This is a genomic window from Thermocrinis sp. (genome assembly GCF_036781485.1).
Taxonomy (GTDB): domain Bacteria; phylum Aquificota; class Aquificia; order Aquificales; family Aquificaceae; genus Thermocrinis.
Window position 1 is genome coordinate 1 of record NZ_DAIQAX010000013.1, and the last position, 19,100, is coordinate 19,100.

The 19,100-nt window shown below is 42.6% G+C and carries 19 protein-coding genes and 1 tRNA gene; 6 read left to right on the forward strand and 14 right to left on the reverse strand.

Annotated elements, in window-relative coordinates; translation table 11 throughout:
* The first annotated feature begins 34 nt into the window (after positions 1 to 34).
* Positions 35 to 727, forward strand: coding sequence for a type III pantothenate kinase (locus tag V7P40_RS06915; protein WP_333785244.1), 693 nt, complete (start codon positions 35 to 37; stop codon positions 725 to 727).
* Here the strand turns inward: V7P40_RS06915 and mqnC are convergent.
* The 3 genes from mqnC to V7P40_RS06930 form a co-directional block, all read right to left on the reverse strand.
* A complete protein-coding gene (gene mqnC / locus V7P40_RS06920; protein ID WP_333785245.1) occupies positions 711 to 1,784 on the reverse strand; it encodes a cyclic dehypoxanthinyl futalosine synthase in 1,074 nt (357 codons plus the stop codon). The genes V7P40_RS06915 and mqnC overlap by 17 nt on opposite strands.
* 12 nt (positions 1,785 to 1,796) lie before the next feature.
* Positions 1,797 to 2,339 carry a dCTP deaminase gene (gene dcd, locus V7P40_RS06925; RefSeq protein ID WP_333785246.1) on the reverse strand — a complete coding sequence of 181 codons (543 nt, stop codon included), beginning with the start codon at positions 2,337 to 2,339 and terminating at the stop codon, positions 1,797 to 1,799.
* A 15-nt stretch (positions 2,340 to 2,354) separates the two neighbouring features.
* Positions 2,355 to 2,439 (reverse strand) — tRNA-Leu (locus tag V7P40_RS06930).
* A gap of 33 nt (positions 2,440 to 2,472) precedes the next feature.
* Between V7P40_RS06930 and V7P40_RS06935 the strand changes: the two genes are divergently transcribed.
* From V7P40_RS06935 to V7P40_RS06950, 4 genes are read left to right on the forward strand one after another with little or no spacing between them, the layout of a single operon-like run.
* The gene (locus tag V7P40_RS06935; RefSeq protein WP_333785247.1) at positions 2,473 to 3,669 is read left to right on the forward strand and encodes a glycosyltransferase; all 1,197 of its coding nucleotides are present in this window, start codon (positions 2,473 to 2,475) and stop codon (positions 3,667 to 3,669) included.
* Entirely contained in the window at positions 3,669 to 4,313 is a 645-nt protein-coding gene (locus tag V7P40_RS06940; protein WP_333785248.1) for a DUF554 family protein, read from the forward strand. Before V7P40_RS06935 ends, V7P40_RS06940 begins: the two co-directional genes overlap by 1 nt.
* Before the next feature lie 17 nt (positions 4,314 to 4,330).
* Positions 4,331 to 5,440: an aminofutalosine synthase MqnE gene (mqnE, locus tag V7P40_RS06945; RefSeq protein WP_333785249.1), complete on the forward strand. Its 1,110-nt coding sequence runs from the start codon at positions 4,331 to 4,333 to the stop codon at positions 5,438 to 5,440.
* Positions 5,440 to 7,179, forward strand: coding sequence for a HAMP domain-containing protein (locus V7P40_RS06950; RefSeq protein WP_333785250.1), 1,740 nt, complete (start codon positions 5,440 to 5,442; stop codon positions 7,177 to 7,179). Before mqnE ends, V7P40_RS06950 begins: the two co-directional genes overlap by 1 nt.
* Here V7P40_RS06950 and V7P40_RS06955 read toward each other — a convergent pair.
* The 11 genes from V7P40_RS06955 to V7P40_RS07005 form a co-directional block, all read right to left on the reverse strand.
* Positions 7,140 to 7,625 (reverse strand): hypothetical protein, encoded by a 486-nt coding sequence (locus V7P40_RS06955; RefSeq protein WP_333785251.1) that lies wholly within the window; start codon positions 7,623 to 7,625, stop codon positions 7,140 to 7,142. The two genes, V7P40_RS06950 and V7P40_RS06955, sit on opposite strands and share 40 nt — an antisense overlap.
* Complete coding sequence (locus tag V7P40_RS06960; protein ID WP_333785252.1) at positions 7,622 to 8,191, reverse strand: hypothetical protein; 570 nt, start codon at positions 8,189 to 8,191, stop codon at positions 7,622 to 7,624. Before V7P40_RS06960 ends, V7P40_RS06955 begins: the two co-directional genes overlap by 4 nt.
* On the reverse strand, positions 8,188 to 9,306 hold the full coding sequence (gene hemW / locus V7P40_RS06965; RefSeq protein ID WP_333785253.1) for a radical SAM family heme chaperone HemW: 1,119 nt from the start codon (positions 9,304 to 9,306) through the stop codon (positions 8,188 to 8,190). Before hemW ends, V7P40_RS06960 begins: the two co-directional genes overlap by 4 nt.
* Positions 9,299 to 10,411, reverse strand: a complete 1,113-nt coding sequence (rodA, locus tag V7P40_RS06970; protein WP_333785254.1) for a rod shape-determining protein RodA — start codon at positions 10,409 to 10,411, stop codon at positions 9,299 to 9,301. The genes hemW and rodA overlap by 8 nt, the downstream gene beginning before the upstream one ends.
* Positions 10,389 to 11,081, reverse strand: coding sequence for a hypothetical protein (locus V7P40_RS06975; protein ID WP_333785255.1), 693 nt, complete (start codon positions 11,079 to 11,081; stop codon positions 10,389 to 10,391). Before V7P40_RS06975 ends, rodA begins: the two co-directional genes overlap by 23 nt.
* Positions 11,078 to 13,828, reverse strand: a complete 2,751-nt coding sequence (gene ileS, locus V7P40_RS06980) for an isoleucine--tRNA ligase (RefSeq protein WP_333785256.1) — start codon at positions 13,826 to 13,828, stop codon at positions 11,078 to 11,080. Before ileS ends, V7P40_RS06975 begins: the two co-directional genes overlap by 4 nt.
* Positions 13,829 to 13,838: 10 nt before the next feature.
* The gene (locus tag V7P40_RS06985) at positions 13,839 to 14,336 is read right to left on the reverse strand and encodes a DUF29 domain-containing protein (RefSeq protein WP_333785257.1); all 498 of its coding nucleotides are present in this window, start codon (positions 14,334 to 14,336) and stop codon (positions 13,839 to 13,841) included.
* Complete coding sequence (locus V7P40_RS06990; RefSeq protein WP_333785258.1) at positions 14,329 to 14,835, reverse strand: DUF29 domain-containing protein; 507 nt, start codon at positions 14,833 to 14,835, stop codon at positions 14,329 to 14,331. The genes V7P40_RS06985 and V7P40_RS06990 overlap by 8 nt, the downstream gene beginning before the upstream one ends.
* A 40-nt stretch (positions 14,836 to 14,875) precedes the next feature.
* Positions 14,876 to 16,099: an outer membrane protein transport protein gene (locus tag V7P40_RS06995; protein ID WP_333785259.1), complete on the reverse strand. Its 1,224-nt coding sequence runs from the start codon at positions 16,097 to 16,099 to the stop codon at positions 14,876 to 14,878.
* An 86-nt stretch (positions 16,100 to 16,185) separates the two neighbouring features.
* Positions 16,186 to 18,240 (reverse strand): xanthine dehydrogenase family protein molybdopterin-binding subunit, encoded by a 2,055-nt coding sequence (locus tag V7P40_RS07000; protein WP_333785260.1) that lies wholly within the window; start codon positions 18,238 to 18,240, stop codon positions 16,186 to 16,188.
* Positions 18,237 to 18,695 carry a (2Fe-2S)-binding protein gene (locus tag V7P40_RS07005; protein WP_333785261.1) on the reverse strand — a complete coding sequence of 153 codons (459 nt, stop codon included), beginning with the start codon at positions 18,693 to 18,695 and terminating at the stop codon, positions 18,237 to 18,239. The genes V7P40_RS07000 and V7P40_RS07005 overlap by 4 nt, the downstream gene beginning before the upstream one ends.
* Before the next feature lie 157 nt (positions 18,696 to 18,852).
* Here V7P40_RS07005 and V7P40_RS07010 point away from each other — a divergent pair, with 157 nt between their 5' ends.
* Entirely contained in the window at positions 18,853 to 19,062 is a 210-nt protein-coding gene (locus tag V7P40_RS07010) for a cold-shock protein (protein WP_333785262.1), read from the forward strand.
* Positions 19,063 to 19,100 lie beyond the last annotated feature (38 nt).

Sequence of the window (19,100 nt, forward strand, 5' to 3'; positions counted from 1 at the left end):
TTAGTTCCCTTAGAGGTTGGGGGGACGGCCCAATGTGGGATTTTTCGAACAGCCTTTGCAAACAATCCTAACTCTTGATATAGGAAATACCAGTGTGGATGCTTGCACCTTTGACGGAAAGGAGCTTAAGTATTTAGGAAAGTTTGCTCATGAGGAGTTAGACAAACTGCTTTTGGCTTACGATCAAATTTTGGCATGTTCCGTAAAACCTTCTCTGAATTACAAACTAAATAACGCCCACATCTTCACACCCCAAGAAGTGCCCATAAAAACAGCTTTTGTAGGTAAGGAAAAGGTAGGTATAGACAGACTTTTGAATCTTTACGGTGCTTTGGAGTTTTATTCAGAATCCTGCCTTTTGATAAGCTGTGGCACCGCTTTGGTGGTGGATCTGTTGGTTGATGGTGTGTTTAAAGGAGGGTTTATAAGCTTGGGCTTGGGGACAAGACTAAGGTGTCTGAGCGAAAAGGCAGAGCTTATTCCACTTTTCAGGTTGGAGGACTTGGATGTGCCCTTGGGAAAGGACACTAAATCTGCCATACTTGGTGGATTGAAGAAGGAAGTTTTCTATTACATTGAAGGACTTTTAAAGGAGCTTGGCGCAAGCTACAAAAGAAACTTTACCGTTATCATAACAGGTGGCGATGGATGGTTTTTAAAAAGCTTTGGAATCTACGATCCACTGCTCGTACACAAGGCAATGCTGAGGCTTAGAAAACTCTTATGATCCGATAGTATGTATCTCTCTGGGCGGGAATAAAGCCAGCAGACCTTATGGTATTTACCATATCCTCTACCTTCGGAATGGACACCTTATAGGATGTGGAAGAGATAACGTTTTCCTCTATCATCACACTGCCAAGGTCGTTTGCTCCAAAGTGAAGGCCTACCATACCTACTTGCATAGTTTGCGTGACATGTGAGCTTTGAATGTTTCTGAAGTTATCCAAGTATATCCTAGAAAGAGCTAAGACTTTTAGGTAATAAGTAGATGGTGATTCTTCTATGTGATCAAGCTGAGTGTTTCCCTTTTTAAAGGTCCAAGGAATAAAGGCAGTAAATCCGCCTGTTTCATCCTGAATCCTTCTTACCCTTTCCAGATGCTCCACTATATGCTTTGGCTCTTCCACATGTCCAAACATCATAGTTGCGGTGGAAGTCATACCAAGCCTGTGGGCAGTTCTGTGCACCTCTTCCCACTCTTCCACGGAGCACTTACCCGGACTTAAAAATCTTCTTACTTCTGAAGATAGAATCTCTGCACCACCACCAGGCAGAGAATCAAGACCAGCATTCTTTAATTCTCTCAAAACCTCCTCAATGGTCAGCTTTTCAATTCTTGCAAGATAGACTATTTCTGGTGCAGAAAAGGAGTGTATTTGAACTTGTGGAAAGGTTTTCTTTATGGTCCTTAGCAGCTCCACGTAGAATTCAAGGGGCAGGTCTGGATTTAGCCCACCTTGCATAAGCAGAGTAGTTCCACCCCAATCTACGAGCTCTTTAACCTTCTCTAAAATCTGGTCTGTGTCCAAAACGTAAGCATCTGTAGAATTCACACTCCTTTTAAAAGCGCAAAATTTACATCCTGCAACGCACACGTTAGTGTAATTTACGTTTCTATCTATGACAAAAGTGACCACATCCTCTGGGTGGTGAAGTCTTCTTACTTGGTCCGCTAAGTAGCCCAGCGTAGATAAGTCTAAACTCTCCAAAAGCTCTAAGGCTTCCTCTTGGCTTATTCTGTTTCCTTCCAGTATATGCTCAAACCTTGAAAGTTTTTTCATAAGATTTTGAATTTATTCCTGTGAGCCTAAAAGGTCCATATATATCTTTGATGCGGTAGCTCCCTTTTGTCCAAAGTACTTGCCTCTGTAAGGTTTTTCTGCAGGTCTATCCAACTTAGCTAAAACTATCTGACATACCCTCATACCCTTGTAAAGCTTTATAGGACAGCTGTTGGCATTGTAAAACTCCAAGGTTATCTGGCCTTCAAAGCCTGCATCTACCCAGCCTGCGTTCTCTATGAAAAGTCCCAGCCTTCCCAAAGAAGACCTACCTTCCACAAAGGCGGTTATATATTTTGGAAGTTTTATGTACTCTAAGGTGGTGGCAAGGAGAAAGGATTTTGGTTCTATGATTAAGCCCTCCTCTGGAACCTTAACTCTCTGAACTGGAATTTTCTCCTGCCTGACGTCTATAAGGTCCGCAACGTAGAATAAAACATCCTCCCCAAGTCTTAGATCTATGGATGAGCTCTGTATGTTTTTTTCCTCAAAGGGCTCTATTCTTAGCTCACCTTTCTTTATGAGCTCTTTTATACTAACATCCGAAAGGATCATGTTTTATTTTCCCAATGGGGGTGGAGGGACTCGAACCCTCACGGGGGATTACCCCTGGGGATTTTAAGTCCCCTGCGTCTGCCAGTTCCGCCACACCCCCAACGCATTATTTATTTTAAGTTATAATCAATGTATGCGAGTAGCTTTTTTAAAAGTTGGAGAATACGAAGGCTTGGCAAGACACATTAAAGCTATTATCAGACGCTTTAGGGAGAAAGGTACAGAGGTGCTAGAGCTAAACATAGCAGAGGGGGATTTAAACGAGAAAGTCAAAGAGCTTTTGGATTTTTCACCCTTCTTTTGTATAGACCTAAACGGCAGTGGAATAATTACTGTGGTTCAGGAAGACAATAAAAAAGTTCTTTCCGATGCGGCTGGCTTTGTGCATGTATCCATTTTCAACGACGAACCCTTATTTAACTTTATGCCTCTTATGGACCTCAGACCTGCCACTAACTTTTTGCCCGTAGTTTGCGACCTCAAATACGCAGACAGCTTGGCTTTCCTTGGAATAAAGCAACCGCCTTCCTATATTACGCCCTTCTTGGACCTTCAGCAGATGAAGGAGCCAAGCACAGAAAGGAACATAAACCTTGCCTTTTTTGGACCAGTCATAGACCCAAACATTATTGCAAACCATGTGGCTCAGAGTGTTAAACAGGAGTTTTTGGGTGTATTCTTTGAAGTGGGGGACTTTATGTTTAGAAATCCGGAAGTCCATATCTTGCAGGCTCACGACTATATACTTTCAATGTTTAACCCAAACATTCAGGAAGAATACCTAAAATGGAGGGAAGAAAAACCACAGGAGTTCTTGACCTTTTTAAATCAAATATCCCTGTATGCCACTGCAAAGAAAAGGTGGTTTTTGCTTAGTTTTCTTGAAGGTATGGAACTGAAGATCTTCGGAGAAGTTCAGGGAGAGCTTTTTGAAGGGCATCAGTCCATAGTTCCCCAAAACTGGGACGAGCTTTTAGAACTTCTTGGACAAAGTCTCATAGTAATTACCTCCTATCCTCACAGCGTGCCAACGGGTGTGGGTTTTGTTCCTTTGGAAGTGGCTGGCATGGGATGTGCTATGCTTGTAGATTACAAAGCAACTCTACCTGGTTTCTTCAATCCGGAAGAGGAAGTAATAACCTACCTTCCTTTAGATCGGGCTGAGATAGAAGAGAAGGTGCTTTACTATCTGGACTATCCAGAAAAGGCATTAGAAATTGGTGAAAGGGCAAGAAAGAAAGTCTTTGAAAAATACACTCACGAAGACAGGGCAGACTTTCTGCATGATCTTTTTACCAACATCCTTGCAAGTTCTCAACAAAGCCAATAATGTTTGTAGGCTTTGGCACGCTGGTTAACGCAGTGCTTATTTTGGTAGGCTCCATCCTTGGGACACAGGCCAAGAGATTCATACCAGAAACGTTAAAAGACGGTATAACCCACGCCATAGGAGTTTTTACTATCCTTTTGGGGGTAAAGCTTTTGATAGAGAACAAACCGGAGATGTTGAAAATGTTCTTCTTGCTGATCCTCGGTGGTGGCATTGGATATACGCTACGTTTAGAAGAAAGGATAGAAAGTCTCCCTGGGGAAAAAAAGTCTGGATTTCTGACCGCATCTTTGCTTTTTACGATAGGTCCCATGACGTTTATGGGATGCTTCCTTGAAGCTACAAAAGGGGACAGTAGCCTTTTACTTTCAAAGGCTTTCATGGACGGAGTCTCCTCAACCATCCTAGGCAGTATCTTTGGAAAGGGGGTGCTACTTTCCGCTTTTTACGTCCTCATCTTTCAAGGAGCTTTAACCTTTGGGTTTTACTTATTGGGAGACGCTGTAAAAGCCCAATCCACTTCAAACGCCCTCTTTTTAGGTGGCGGCCTTCTTATAGTACTGGGCATGAAAATTTTGGGTCTTTTAGAGCAAGTGAAGCTTGTAAACTTTCTACCTTCTTTGTTGCTTTCACTGGTTGTTTGAATATATTATTTACCGCTATGGAATTAGAAGTGCTTATAAGAAATCAAAAAGATAGAAAGTTAAAAGAAATAGGGCAAAAGGTTTTGGATGGTACCAGGCTCAGTGCAGAGGATGCTATAGAGCTTTTCTATTCCAATCATTTAGCATACATAGGAGCCCTTGCGGAGTGGGTAAATAGGAAAAAGAACGGCATGTTTGCTTACTTTATAGTCAATCGTCAGATAAATCCTACTAACGTGTGCGTATATCAGTGCGATTTTTGCGCCTTTGGGGTGAAAAAGTCTGACCATAGGGCATATGAGATGAGCATGGAAGAAATACTTAAAAAAGTGGAGCAGACTTATCTACAAGGGGGAAGGGAAGTACACATAGTGGGTGGTGTGCCACCTCATTGGAAAGTGGAAGATTATATTTTTGTTGTCAAGAAGATAAAAGAGAACTTCCCAGATATCGTGGTAAAGGCTTGGACTGCGGTAGAGATACATCATATGGCAAAAGTCTCAAAGAAAAGCTACGAGGATATTCTCCTTGAGCTAAAGGAAGCTGGGCTTTCTGCCATTCCTGGCGGAGGTGCGGAGATCTTCTCCGAAAGGGTAAGAAAGATAATAGCTCCATACAAAGCCAATGCGGAGGAATACTTGGAAATTCACAGGACAGCCCACAAGCTTGGAATACCATCCAACGCCACCATGCTCTACGGTCATGTAGAAACCTACGAGGAGAGGGTGGAGCACATGCTAAAGCTTAGGGAGCTTCAGGACGAAACGGGGGGCTTTCAGGTCTTCATTCCATTGGCTTACTGGCCTGAAGGCACAAGGCTCGGAGGAAAGCGCACCTCATCAGTGGATGACCTAAAAACCATAGCCATATCCAGGCTATTTTTAGACAACTTCCCTCACATAAAGGCCTATTGGATAACCTTGGGAGAAAGAGTAACCCAGATAGCTCTGAACATGGGGGCAGACGATGTGGATGGAACTATAGAAGAGGAGAAAATAGTCCATGCTGCTGGTACCCAAAGTCCTTACAAACAGAGCAAAGAAAAGCTCATAAAACTGATCAAAGATGCGGGTAAAATACCGGTGGAGAGGGATACCTTTTACAATGTAATAGCCATCTACTCTTGATGGACAAGCTCAAGCTTTTCCTTCCTTTTTTTCTGTTCATCGTTTTTTTCATCGGTATAAACATAGCCTTTTTGGACAACCTGCGCAAGATCTGGACGGTGGGCTTTCCTCTAATACTTCTGATAATAAACTTAGACCTGCTAATTCTCATATTGGTTTTTTTCCTATTTTTCAGAAAGTTTATAAAAACGTACCTTCAGACTCAGAAAGGAAAGCTAAGAAAAAGGCTATCCAATATTCTTTTCCTATACATGTTTTTGCCCATACTTTTTCTGAACTTGGCATCCTCTGTGGTGCTTCTTCAATCCACAAAGACTTTTTTAAGCTCCCAGCTTAAGGATGTGGCAAATAGAACGGAAAACCTAAAACAGAGCATTGAAAATCAGGAAAGGGAAATAGTAGAAATCTACAGGACTTTTTTTAGCTCCGTCTTAGAAAGGGGAGAAAATCCAGAGGATTATTCAAAAACTTTAAAACACATAAAAACCGTGTCAAAAACAGAAGGGTGCATAGAGCAGGAGACTGCAGATCTTTTTGTTATTTGCGTGGGAGAATACAGGATAGAGCTTGTTAAAGATAGGGCTTTGGAGAAAGGCTTAAATTCCTTATATGGGGTTTCAAGGGACCTTAGAAATCTTGTAAAGTCTAGGGATGTGATAGCGGGGATATACCTGTATTTTCTTGTACTTCTGTCTTTTGTTGCTTTGCTTGCATCCTTCTGGTTTGGCAACCTCGTAGCAAGGTACATAAGCATACCTCTGGAGGAACTGTCTTCAAAAACAAAGGAGATAGCAAAGGGTAGGTTTGACGTAAACTTAAAGGTTCCAAACACGGGGGATGAGATATCCCAATTAGCCCAGTCCCTTTCTTCTATGAAGGACGAGCTAAAGGCTTTTTATGAGCGATTGGAGAAGGAGAAGGAATTTCTGAAAAACTTGATAGAGAGCTTGCCAGTAGGTATAAGGTTTGTAAGCAAAGAGGGGGAAGTTTTGGAAAATAAAGCCTACCGTCAGATGGAAAAAGAGGGTCCTGAGATAAACCACACTCAGCTTGAAACTCCCTACGGCAGTATGCACATATACGAAGACTTAAGGCCCGTAATCATGGCAGAGAGGTTTAGAACGTGGCAGGACGCAGTAAAAAGGCTGGCTCATGAAATAAAAAATCCACTAACACCTATAGGACTTAACCTAGAAAGGCTGATTCTTTTGGCTCAAAAAGGAAAATTAACTCAGGATGAGGTTGTAAGGGTTTGCCAAATGCTACTTGAGGAGATAGAAAGGATAAAGTCTGCGGTAAATTACTTTAGGGACCTTTCTTACCACAAAGAGATAAAGATAGAGACCTTTGATCTGGCAGAGCTGATAAGGGACATGGGGAGACTGTATCCAAACTTGGAAATTCAAGTAATCGGAAGCCGCCTCGTTAAAGCAGACAAAAGCATGATAAAGGAGTGCTTTTTTAATCTTTTTAACAACAGCTTGGAGTGGGGGGCAAAGAAAGTAAGGGTGTTTATAACGGAAAAGGGATTTGCTTATGAGGATGACGGAAGGGGATTGGAAAAGGGACAAGAGGAGGGTATATTCTTACCTTTCCATTCTTCCAACCCACAAGGTATGGGTTTAGGCCTTGCGGTGGTCAAACACATTTTTCAAATGCACGGTTGGGAAATAAAGGTTATACCAGAGAAAGGAGGCTTTTATGCAGAGGTTTCATTCAACAGAGAGGGTAATATTTGAAGAATCCTTATAAAGTGGTTTTCCCATACAGTGTCTAACACGTCAGCAACTGCTTTTTCTTGCTCTTCTGGACTAAGCGCCTTAAAACTTTCCGACTTTACTCCCTTTTCGTGAAGCAAAAGGGGAACAAAAATCTTGCCCAACGAGTAAAACAGAAAGCAAAGCTCTTTCTCGGAAAGCTGGGACAGACCTCCAAAGGTTCTGTATGTTTTAAAAAAAGCCCAGTTTGTCCAAAAGAGCACATCTTGATCTTCCAGCCTCTTTTCGTATCCCCCTACGTGCATGCACGCCAAAGCTTTTAAAGACCGTTCATCTATTTCTGGATAAAGTTTGTTTATCTCACTTTCCCGTAAATAGCGAACCTTAGATTCTATATTTTCGTATTCCCTTAAAAAGCGTTCTTTCCACTCACCATACCTAAAAAACTCCCGAAAAAGAGTTTTCAACCGGGCTCCTCCGACTGTTCGTATTCAGGACAATTCAGAGTCATTAAATCCACTTCAGGTATATGCTCCTCTACCACGTTGTGATATCCACACACGAAGCACTCAACCACCACAGCATAACCAGAGTGAAGGTGCCCTATATCCCATCCACACAGAGGACACTCTCCTTCACCAGCTTTTAGAACATCTAACAACCTATTGCCGTTTTTTATCGCATTTTGAACGTTTTTTATCCTCTGTATTGCCCTCTTTAGCTCATCACTGTTCCACTCCGCACCGCAGTCCAAACACCTAAACTCCGCATAACTTCCTTCACTCAGAAGTTTTATAACTCTGCTTGAACCGCACCTGTCGTCTATACAACGGTTTCCTACCATTTTACTACCGAGTTTATCCAAAATAGCTTTGAAGTCTTCTTTGCCTAAGGCCATGGGTTTGTCTTTAACCTTATAGCCACAGCATTGACACTCCGCCTCTACCCTCGGATAGGGCTCGTCATACTCGCAAACCTTCAGGGCTATTCTCTTACAGTGCGGACAGAGCTCTAAATGAGTCAAGCATATCATAGCTTAAAAATTATATCTCCATTGGTTTGGTGGGGAAAGGTTGAAAGCTGTTTTGTAAGACCCCACCAGATCTCGTTCATTAAAAGCCAACCTTTCTTTGAAAGTCTCAACCTTTTCCCCTCCTCTACGAAAAATTCTCTCAAGCTTTCTGGAATAAACTTCAACATTTGCTTTGAAATTCCATACTTTGTCCTCAGAGCGACAAAAAGATAGTCTTTTATGAGATCTTCTCCTTCCAGGACTTCTTCCCTTTCCACAGGTCTTATGCCCTTTAGAACTGCCTTTTTGTAAGCTTGTATGTTTCGGTAGTTTCCAAACCTTCTTTTATTTACAAAGCTCCAAGCGGAAACTCCAAGTCCCAAAAATTCTCTGTGGGTCCAGTAAAGTAAGTTGTGCTTGCATTCATAACCCTCCTTTGCAAAGTTGCTTATCTCGTAATGGTCAAAGCCCATAGAGTTAAGCTCCTCCGAAAGGTAAAGAAACATCTCCTCCACTTTCTCATCGGAAGGAAGTTCTAAGTTTCCCTTTTTCCAAAGCTCACCAAAGAGAGTATCCTCGTATGGAGTTAGAAGGTAGGCAGAAAGATGGGTTATAGGCAGGTCTTTAATTATGTTTATCTCTTCCTTTAGGTCTTTTAGGCTTTGATTGGGGAGACCGTAAATTATGTCTATGCTTATGTTTTTAAAGCCTGAACGGTGGGTTTGCTCAATAACCTGAAGGCTCCTTTTTGGCGAGTGCTTCCTTCCCAAAAACTTCAGGTTTTTCTCCAAAAAGCTTTGAACTCCAAAGCTTAGGCGATTTACTCCTAAACTTAAAAGCTCCTGAAAGTCTTTCTCTTCGTAATCCTCCGGGTTGCACTCTATGGTTATCTCTTGGACACCTTTTAAGTCCAAGGATCTAAAAAACTTCTTCCAAAGTTTTGTGGGTACCAAAGAAGGTGTGCCACCACCAAAGTAAATGGTCTTTAGGTTAAAATCCAGCTCTTGGTAAAGATTTAGCTCCAGCTTTAGAAGCTCTAAGTATTCTTCCGATGGGTCGCTTACGAAAGAGACAAAATCACAGTATGGGCATTTGCTACTACAAAAAGGTATGTGAAAGTATAGTCCTTCAACCATTGGAAAAGTTTATGGGCTTGTTCCTGATTTCCCTTATTATTGATAAACTTATTCCAAACAATAAACTAAAGGTTAAAACTGCGCTTCCCCCGTAGCTAACAAAGGGCAAGGGCATTCCTACAATCGGCATCAGTCCCATGGTCATAGCAAAATTTACGAAAACCTGGAAGGCAAGCAAAGAACAGAAGGTCCCCAAAAACAGAACCTCTTCTTTTATGTCTGCCCTTTTAGTATAGCTAAAGGCTCTCCAAATTATAAGGAAAAAGGCGCTTATGAGCAAAAAGCCAACCAAAAAGCCCATCTCCTCCGCTATAACGGAAAATATAAAGTCAGTGTGTTTTTCTGGAAGAAAAAGCAGACGGGCTTGAGTTCCCTTCATAAAACCTTTTCCAAAAATACCACCCGAACCAACGGCTATAACGGACTGGATTAGCTGATAGCCACTACCCGCATAGTCTCGGTATGGATCAAAAACTGCAAGAATTCTTTCTTTTTGATAGTCCTTTAGAACGGTCCAAAGAAGAGGAGAGGAGATGATTAACCCAACGAAGGCTAAAATGTAGTATCTTATTTTTAGCCCCCAGAAGAAAAGAGCAGAGGCATAGATAATAAAGTAAGTTATGGTGGTCCCTAAATCCGGTTGTTTTAAAACAATGACCGATGGAATGGCAAAGGCTAAGGAAAGCATAAGAAACTCCTTACTCCAAAGTTTTTCTATCCTGCTCAGAGCATAAACACTTAAAAAAAGAAGAGAAAACTTCATAAACTCAGAGGGCTGTATGCTTATGGGACCAAGGTCTATCCACCTTTTGGCACCGTAGACTGTTTTCCCGACAAAGGGAACAAGGACAAGAAGCAGAAGATTAATTCCATAAACTACGGGTGCATATTCCAATAAAACCCTAAAATTCAACCTTGAGAAAAGTAGAATCAAAACCCATCCAAAGAGTATGTATAGGGCTTGCTTGAAAAACAGCAAAGAGGTATCCTTTGAGTAGGTAGCACTATAAACTCCCAAAAGCCCAATGGAAGATATAAAAAGAAGAGAGAGTATAACCACCAAGTCAAGGGATTTAAATAGGTTAGTGATATAGAACTTTACCACAGGTTGGACACCTTATACTTTCACCTTTTGATAGTTTGGAGTAAAGCAAGGTTGGAAGCTTGGTCCCACAGTTAGTGCATACCCCCTTATCCGCTTTTACAAGAGGAGGAAAACCCATTTCTTTTTTAAGCTTCTCGTACTCTTGAGCTATCCACTCTCCAAGATTTTCTTTTAAAGACTCAAGTTTATATCTTTGTTTTAGAAGATCCTGCTCTACCTCTTGCCTTTCTCTAAGGAGCTCCTCTTTTTCTTCTTCCAACCTCTTGAGCTTTTGCCTTTTGGTGCTGTCCTGCAAGGCACTTTCCAACTTACGCTTCAAACCCTTTAGCTCCCTGAGTCTTTGTTCTCCTTTGATTATACAATCTTCGTTCTTGGCTCTTTCCCTCAAAAGAGCCTTGTATTCTTCAGCCTTCTTAACCACTTTAGCTCTCTCTTCCCATTTTCTTAAATTCTCTCTGCACGACCTTACTTTTAGCTCTTCTTCTCTCATCTGGTCTATCAGATTGTTTATTTCTGCTATGATGGTTGCCTGCTCCTCCAGTATTTGGTCTATGTTAGCCTGTATTTCTCTCAGCCTTTGGCTGACCCTTTCTAAAAACTTCTCTCTTTTTATTATCTCCTCTTCATGTTCTTGAAGAAGTAGCATCTTTGATAATAGATCATCCTTCATGCTCCTATTTCCGCCAAGACTGCGCTGCAGCGCTTGCAAACTTCTCCATCAAATTCCTCTTCTGTGTAATACAGCCAGCATCTGGGACACTTTCTGCCCTCTACTTGCCTTGCACCAACCCAAAGACCCAGAAAGTTTTCGGAGACTACTCTGTGCTTTCCACCCTCTTCAAAGGAGACCCTGCTAACAGTAAAAATATACTTTAGGTCTTGCTCGTATTCCCTTAAGGTCTTTAAAACCTCTTCATTGCCCCACAAAAACACGTGAGCTTCATAAGTATGATTTACTTCCTTTTCCTTTCTGCAGAGCTCTACTGCGGACATTACGTCGTCCCTGAGCTTTAGGATGAGTTGATAGTCCTTTAAAAGCTTTTGGTCCTTTAGCTCTTCTTTTGGAGTGGGCAAAAGGGCTAAAAAGACGCTTTCTGGAAGGGATTGGTCTATCTTTCTTAGGTGTTGCCATACTTCCTCTGCGGTAAAGCTAAGGAAAGGAGAGATGATAAGAGTTATAGCTTTGGCGAGTTCAAAGAGGACGGTTTGGGCAGACCTTCTTTCCCAAGAGTTTGGAGCGTAGATGTAGAGCCTGTCCTTTAGCACATCCAGATAAAAGGATGAAAGCTCCACTGCGCAGAAGTTCTTTATCAGATGAAAGATTCTGTGGAAGGCGTAATTTTCGTAGTGTTCTAAGCTCTGCTCTATCACGTCCTGAAGGTAGGAGAGCATCCACCTGTCAAGGTGGTGAAGGTCTTTGTAAGGGACTGCGTTTGAAGGTTCAAAGTCATAAAGGTTTCCTAAAAAGAACCTAAGAGTGTTTCTGATCTTCTTGTAGTCTTCTGCCAGCCTTTGAATTATGCCCTTGCTGAGTCTTAGGTCCTCTGAGTAGTCTTCTGACACAACCCAAAGCCTTAATATATCTGCTCCGTAATCTTTTATGATTTCCTGAGGAGAAACCACGTTTCCAAGGGACTTGGACATCTTCCTTCCTTGCTCGTCCACCGTAAAGCCGTGGGTTAATACTCCCTTGTATGGAGCTTGTCCGTAAGATGCGCAGGATTCAAGCAAAGATGCTTGAAACCATCCTCTGTGTTGGTCTGAGCCTTCTAAATACAGGTCTGCCTTTTCTATGCCTCTGCTTCTTAAAACAGAGGCGTGAGATGAGCCAGAGTCAAACCAAACATCAAGGATGTCCTCTTCTTTTTTAAATTCTTTGGAACCACACTTGGGACACGCGTAATCTTCCGGTAATAGCTCTTTTTCGCTTAGTTTAAACCAAATGTCTGCACCATCTGGGCTTTCTTCTATAATCTTGGCCATCCTTTCAAATATTTCTTTTTCTGCCACCACATGCCCACAGTTTTTGCAGTAAAAAACAGTTATAGGAACTCCCCAGTATCTTTGGCGGGATATACACCAGTCTGGCCTGTTTTCCACCATAGACCTTATCCTGTTGTATCCTGAGGAAGGTATCCACTTTACTTTGTCTATTTCCTTCAGAGCAATCTCCCTTAGTCCTTTCATAGATATAAACCACTGGGGAGTTGCTCTAAAGATGACGGGATTTTTACACCTCCAACAGTGAGGATAAGAGTGCCTGTAGGTTTCCTGATGAAGGAGCAAGCCCCTTGACCTTAGATCTTCCACTATCAGTGGGTTTGCTTCAAAAACCCTCAACCCCCTTAAAAACTCTTCCACCTCTTCTGTAAATCTTCCTTCGTCATCCACCGGAGCATAGGGCTCAAGTCCGTATCTAAGACCTACTATGTAGTCCTCTCTACCGTGTCCAGGTGCCATATGCACAAGTCCGGTGCCTGTGGAAAGCTCTACAAATTCAGACGGATAAACCTTTCCCACCTTTCCCCCATAAGGCGTGTAATACTCCAAACCTACCAATTCTTTACCTAAAACTTGCTTTACAACTTCTCCTTCTAACTTTATCTTTTTCTTTATTTCTTCAAGCAGTGCTTTTGCAAGTATGTAAGTTTCATCTCCACTTTTGAAAAACACATACTCAAACTCTTCACCTACCATAACACCCAAGTTTGCGGGCAAGGTCCAGGGAGTGGTAGTCCAGATGAGAAGATAGGTTTTTTCAAAGTCTTTGAGCGGGAATTTTACGTATATGCTTGGGCTTTCCTTTTCGTGATACTCTACTTCTGCCTCTGCTTCCGCAGTTTTATCGTAAATACACCAATAAACTGGCTTTTTGCTCCTGACGACCAATCCCCTTTCAAATATCCTTCCGAGCTCCCTTATCTCCTGCGCCTGGTACTTTGGATCCATGGTAAGGTAGGCATTGTCCCAATCTCCCAGCACTCCAAGCCTTATAAACTCCTCCCTTTGCACCTGAACAAACCTTTGGGCATAATCCCTGCAAAGCCTTCTGAACTCTACCTTTGACATATCTTCCTTTCTTAGCTTTTTGCTCTTTAGCTCTTTCTCTACCTGTTGTTCTATAGGAAGGCCGTGGCAGTCCCACCCCGGCACATAATCCACTCTGTAGCCTCTTAAAAGCTTGTATTTTACTATTACATCCTTCAGGATTTTGTTTAAAGCGTGTCCTATGTGTATGTGTCCGTTGGCATAGGGTGGTCCATCGTGAAGAACAAAAAGCTCTGCACTCTTTCTTAGCTCCTGCACTTTTTTGTAAAGACCTTCCCACTTTCTTAGGATCTCAGGCTCCCTTTTGGGAAGGTCCGCTTTCATAGGAAAGTCTGTTCTTGGAAGGTTCAAAGTATCTTTGTAGTCCATGAAAAAGATATTATAAGGAGTGCTTCCAAGGTTCGTAGCTTAGCAAATCTTCAAAGCTGTATGGACACTCCAAAGGAAAGTTTTCTTTTGATGGTAATTTTCCGAAAAACTTCTCTGCCAACTCTTCGTTGTCTCTGAACCACTTTATTAAATTTTTCACCGCTACTTTCCAAGCTTGGTCTATCTTTGTTTCCACTTTTCCCTTTACCGAAGGCATATTCTCAAAAAGAAGCTCCAACTCATCCCTTGCATTTAGGATGCTTTTAATCCAGCCCTTTCCCGTTTTTTCATCAACTTTGAAGTGTTCAAGCTTGTAAAGGTGCTCCAGTACGACTGCAGCGTAGCTTACAGCACTCTCTAAGTGCCTCCTTCCCATATCCTCTATCTCCTCAAGCAAATTCTCCCAATCCACTTCTTCGTAGTTTCCTTCTTTGATAAGCCTTAGGTTCTCTTCAATCCACAAAATAAAGTCCTTCTCATAAAGTTGTTTTAGATCCTGCTTAATCATTGGACCTTCCCCAAGGTTCGTAGCTTAGCACGTCCTCAAAGCTATACGGGCACTCGGAAGGAAAGTCTTCTTTTGATGGTAGTTTTCCAAAAAACTTCTCTGCCAAATCTTCATTGTCTCTGAACCATGCCACAAGGTTCAACAAAGCTTCTTCCCAAGCCCAACTAAGATTTTCCTCTAACTTCCTTCTGAGTGAAGGCTCTCTCTTTAACATAAGCTCTAACCTATCTCTTGAGTTCAACACGCTTTTTACCCAACCTTTCCCCATTTTTTCGTCAGCTTTGAATTGTTCTAGCTTATAAAGGTGTTCCATTATTACAGCCATGTAGCTTACCGCGCTATCCAAGTGTCTTCTTCCCATATCTTCTATTTCTTCAAGAAGATTTCCCCAATCTACTTCCTCGTAGTTTTTTTCTTTGATAAGCCTTAAGTTCTCCTCCACCCAAAGAAGAAAATCTCTCTCGTAAAGCTGCTTTAGGTCTTGCTTGAGATTTGGCATAGAGGTTAAATATATGCCCCCAAGTGGGGGCAGGTATGGTTTAGAACTTCCAGTTCAAACCAATAGATATGGCGTTTTGGGAGTTTTGGGCCTCGACTTCAAAACCTTGGCCCGCGTTATCCGTAGCCCTCACCTTCTTATTAAAGGCATGCTTGTACGCAAGGTCTACGCTGAAGTTCTTTGTAAACTCGTAACCAAGGCCAAGGGTGATGTGATGTTCTGTAATGGCCGGAAAGCCCACAAGGTTGAAGAAGGCTATATAAAAATCACTGAAAGGTTCGGCTAAGTTGGGTATATTGTTGCTGTTCTGTGGATTTTTAGCCCCACCTCTTATAGGAGACTTTCCGTAATTATAACCAGCCCTGAGGGCAAGGTTTTGGATTGGTTTAAACTCACCACCTAAACCTATGACCCACTGATCCTTCCACTGAAAGTGTTTGTATCCCTTTGCATCTCCCCAGTTTATCCATCTTATGTCCATACCTACCTTAAAGTTTTCCATAGGTTTTACACCCAAACCAAAGGCAAGCTCTTGGGGTTGAGTGAGTTTTAAGTCTTCAAAGGTGTTATCCCCGTTACTATCAAAAACCCTTTTATAGGTCATAGCCACTGGACTTTGGTAGGTTAAACCTGCATAAACAAAATCTCCCATGTTATAAGCTAAGCCTATCTGAGCACCTATGCCGTAGGTTTGAGATTGGCCACCTCCCGCGTTCCAACAAACTTGGCCGCCTTGGCGGCACATAATAGCTCCCATATCCAAGGATCCATAAGCCAGATGCAGTGCACCAGATACAGATATAGCGTCGTTTATTTTGTAAGAGAGGGCTGGGATCACTCTCATGAACTGAAAGGTGGTGTGCATGTTAGCAAGGAGTGGGTCTTTGTTTCTATAATCCACACCCATACCAGAAACACCAAAGGCTCCTATTCCAAAATGTAGCTTGTCGTTTATTTTATGAACTATCCCAACCTCTGGAACTACGAAAAAGTCCGCTTCGCTGGTGGCTGACGTGACATTAAACTTTGCCTTTACCTTTGGTATAAATAAAATTCCGCCAAAGCTTAGGTTAAAGCCTTTGTAATAGCTCATCCATGCTGGGTTTCTAAAGATGGTATCGGTGGGACCTACGGGCATACCCACACCTATACCACCCATACCTCTTGAGGCGGGAGAGACGCCTATAAGGTTGTCCCCGTTGGTAGCAAGGGATGAGCCAGAAAATCCTAAAAGGGCCACCACTAAAAGGGCCTTTTTCTTCATAATAACACCTCCCTTTGGTATGATTTGCAGATTTTAATCAAGGGAATTAAGAAAGCAATTAAGAAGTGGTTATGAATTGATAAATTCTATTTATAAAGCGACATGGGAAGCCTGTTTATTTCCAATTCATAGCCCCAAAGGAGAGCGTTGGCTACTGCAGGAGCTATAGGTGGCACTCCTGGCTCGCCCACACCTCCCATCTTTCCTTCACCTTTGACTATGTAGACCTCTATCTCTGGCACTTTGTCCATAGTAAGGATGGGATAACTGTCAAAGTTTAGAGTGGTTGGTTTGCCGTTAGAAAAACTGACCCTTTCTCCAAGGAACGTACTTAGCCCCATGATTATACCACTCTCCATTTGAGAAACCACAAGGTCTGGATGGATCACCGTTGGACCTATATCCACCGTGCAGACGACTTTAACAACTTTGACTTCTCCTTTCTCAAAAATAACTTCCACACCTTGGGCCACATGACTTCCAAAGGAAAAGTGATAAGCCAAACCTACGTTTTGCCTTTTGCCCCAGCCTATCTTTTCAGCGGTTATCTCAAGCACTTTTCTTGCTCTTGGATTGTTTTTGAGAAGCTCAAGCCTCAGATCCAGCGGGTCCCTGTTTCCCAGCTTTGCCAGTCTGTCCAGAAAGGTTTCCAAGATGAACGCATTATGGCTGTGGCCTACAGACCTCCAGAACCAAACTGGTATGGGAAGGTTTACACTTATGGTTTCTACATAAAGACTGGGCACCTGATAGGGCATGTCTTCCAATCCTTGGGTAGAAGCCCAATCAATACCAGAAGAGACAGCTACTTTAAAGTAAAGGGAAGATACCCTACCCCTTTCGTCCAATGTTCCTCTAACGAGAGCTGCGCTCATAGGTCTGTAGTATCCAGAAAGCACGTCATCCTCGCGGGTGTATATGAGCTTAACTGGTTTTCCTGTTTTTTTTGATATCTCCACTGCTTCTGCCACAAAGCCCACGTGGGCCTTCCTTCCAAATCCTCCCCCCAAGTAAGTGGTGATTATTTCTATACGATCTTCTGCAAGTCCTGTAATATCCTTTACTACCTTCAGAGCTTGAGTTTGGGCTTGGATGGGAGCAAACACCTTGCAGGAGTCTTTCTTTACGTCTGCCACACAGCACATAGGTTCCAGCGTAGCATGGTATAGGTAGGGCAAAAGGTAAGTGGTGGACAGTTTCTTTGTAGCTCTTTGCCACTCTTCGTTGATGTTTCCTCTCCTTTCAACCACCCTACCATCCCTTCTTAGTGCTTCAAAGAACAGCTTCTCAAGGTTACTGTCGTCCAGACCTTCTATGGAGCTTTTGCTCCAAGAGACCCTTAGTTTTCTCCTGGCTTCTAAAAGAGTATCCACCGAAGCACCACAAAGGGCAATGCCCGTGGAAATCGGAAAAACGTCCAGAATACCATCAACCTTTTTAGCCTCACTTGCATCAAAAGAAAGTGGCTTAGAGCCAAAGGGAGCACGCTCTACCATCGCATAGACCATACCGTCCATTCTTACGTCCATGCCAAAAATAGCTTTGCCATCTACCTTTTCTTGAGCATCTACGCGCGGCAGGTTTTTCCCAAGGTATATAAACTCCGAAGGCTCTTTGAGCTTTGGTTTTGTTGGGACAGGAAGTCTAACCGCCTTTTCCCAAAGCTCTCCGTAAGGCACAGCCCTTCCGTCAAACCTTACGTATCCACCCTGAGCTTTTACCTGCTCCCTTCTTAGCCTAAACTCGTCCATAGCGCTTTGAATTAGCATCTCTTTCATGGAAGCACCCAGAACTCTCAAAAATTCGTGCATGTGCCTTATGCTCGTGCTTCCACCTGTAAGTTGAGTTCCCATCTTTTGATCTTTGTAAGCATCACCAGCGGGAGCAGACCGGACCCTAACCCTGTCCCAAGGAAAGTCCAGCTCCTCTGCCACCAGCATGGCCAAGCCCGTATAAACACCCTGTCCCATTTCCGATTTATTAACCAATAGGATCAGATAGTTGTCCCTGGTTATACTTGCCCAAAGCGCAGGCTTTAGGTTGTTGTTTTCAAATATCTTTCCTACAGAAAAGCCCTTAGGCGTTAAGAAAATGCCGAGACTCATCCCGCTTAAAGCCAAAAGCTCCCTTCTGCTGATCATGCTTTCACTCCCATTAGCCTTTGAGCTCTTTCAATCGCTCTGATTATGCGCGCGTATGTTCCGCACCTGCAAAGATGGGATGACATTACAGACACTATCTCCTGCCTGCTTGCCTTCGGATTTTTGCTTAAAAGAGCGTAAGCCTCCACTATCTGCCCAGGTTGGCAGTATCCACACTGTGGAACGTTTAGCTCCACCCAAGCCCTTTTAATGGGATGGTCCGACGGTATGCCTTCTATAGTGGTTATTCTCTTTCCTAAAACAGAGCCTACTTTTGTAATGCAGGACCTAATAGGATTGCCGTCCAAGAGTACGGTGCATGCACCGCATATACCCTTACCACATCCATACTTTGCGCCAGTTAGCCCAAGGTTTTCCCTCAAAACCCAAAGCAGAGTATTTTCTTTATTTACCTTTAGCCTGTAAGTCCTTCCATTTATGTTTAGCTCTAGCAAGGTGTTACTCCTAAAAGGTTAATTTATCCGAACTAAATAAATTTGCAATTTCTAAAATTTGGAATATAATTTTAAAGAGAGTTGTTCTATAGAAGGGAGGGCGCCTAACCTTCTGTAGTTCCGCTCTAGTAAAGTTTTTAAGGAGGTTTGTAGCACCATGAAGTTAAGAGGCACAGTAAAGTGGTTTAGCAAGGATAAGGGTTATGGCTTTATAACCCGTGATGACAATCAAGGGGATGTATTTGTACATTTTTCCGCTATACAGCAAAGAGGTTTTAAAACCCTCCAGGAGGGTCAAAAGGTAGAGTTTGAAATTGAGCAAGACGCCAAAGGTCCCAGAGCTAAAAACGTAAGAGTTCTTTACTAACTCTAGTGCCCCCTTTCGGGGGCTAAAAATATATTTTC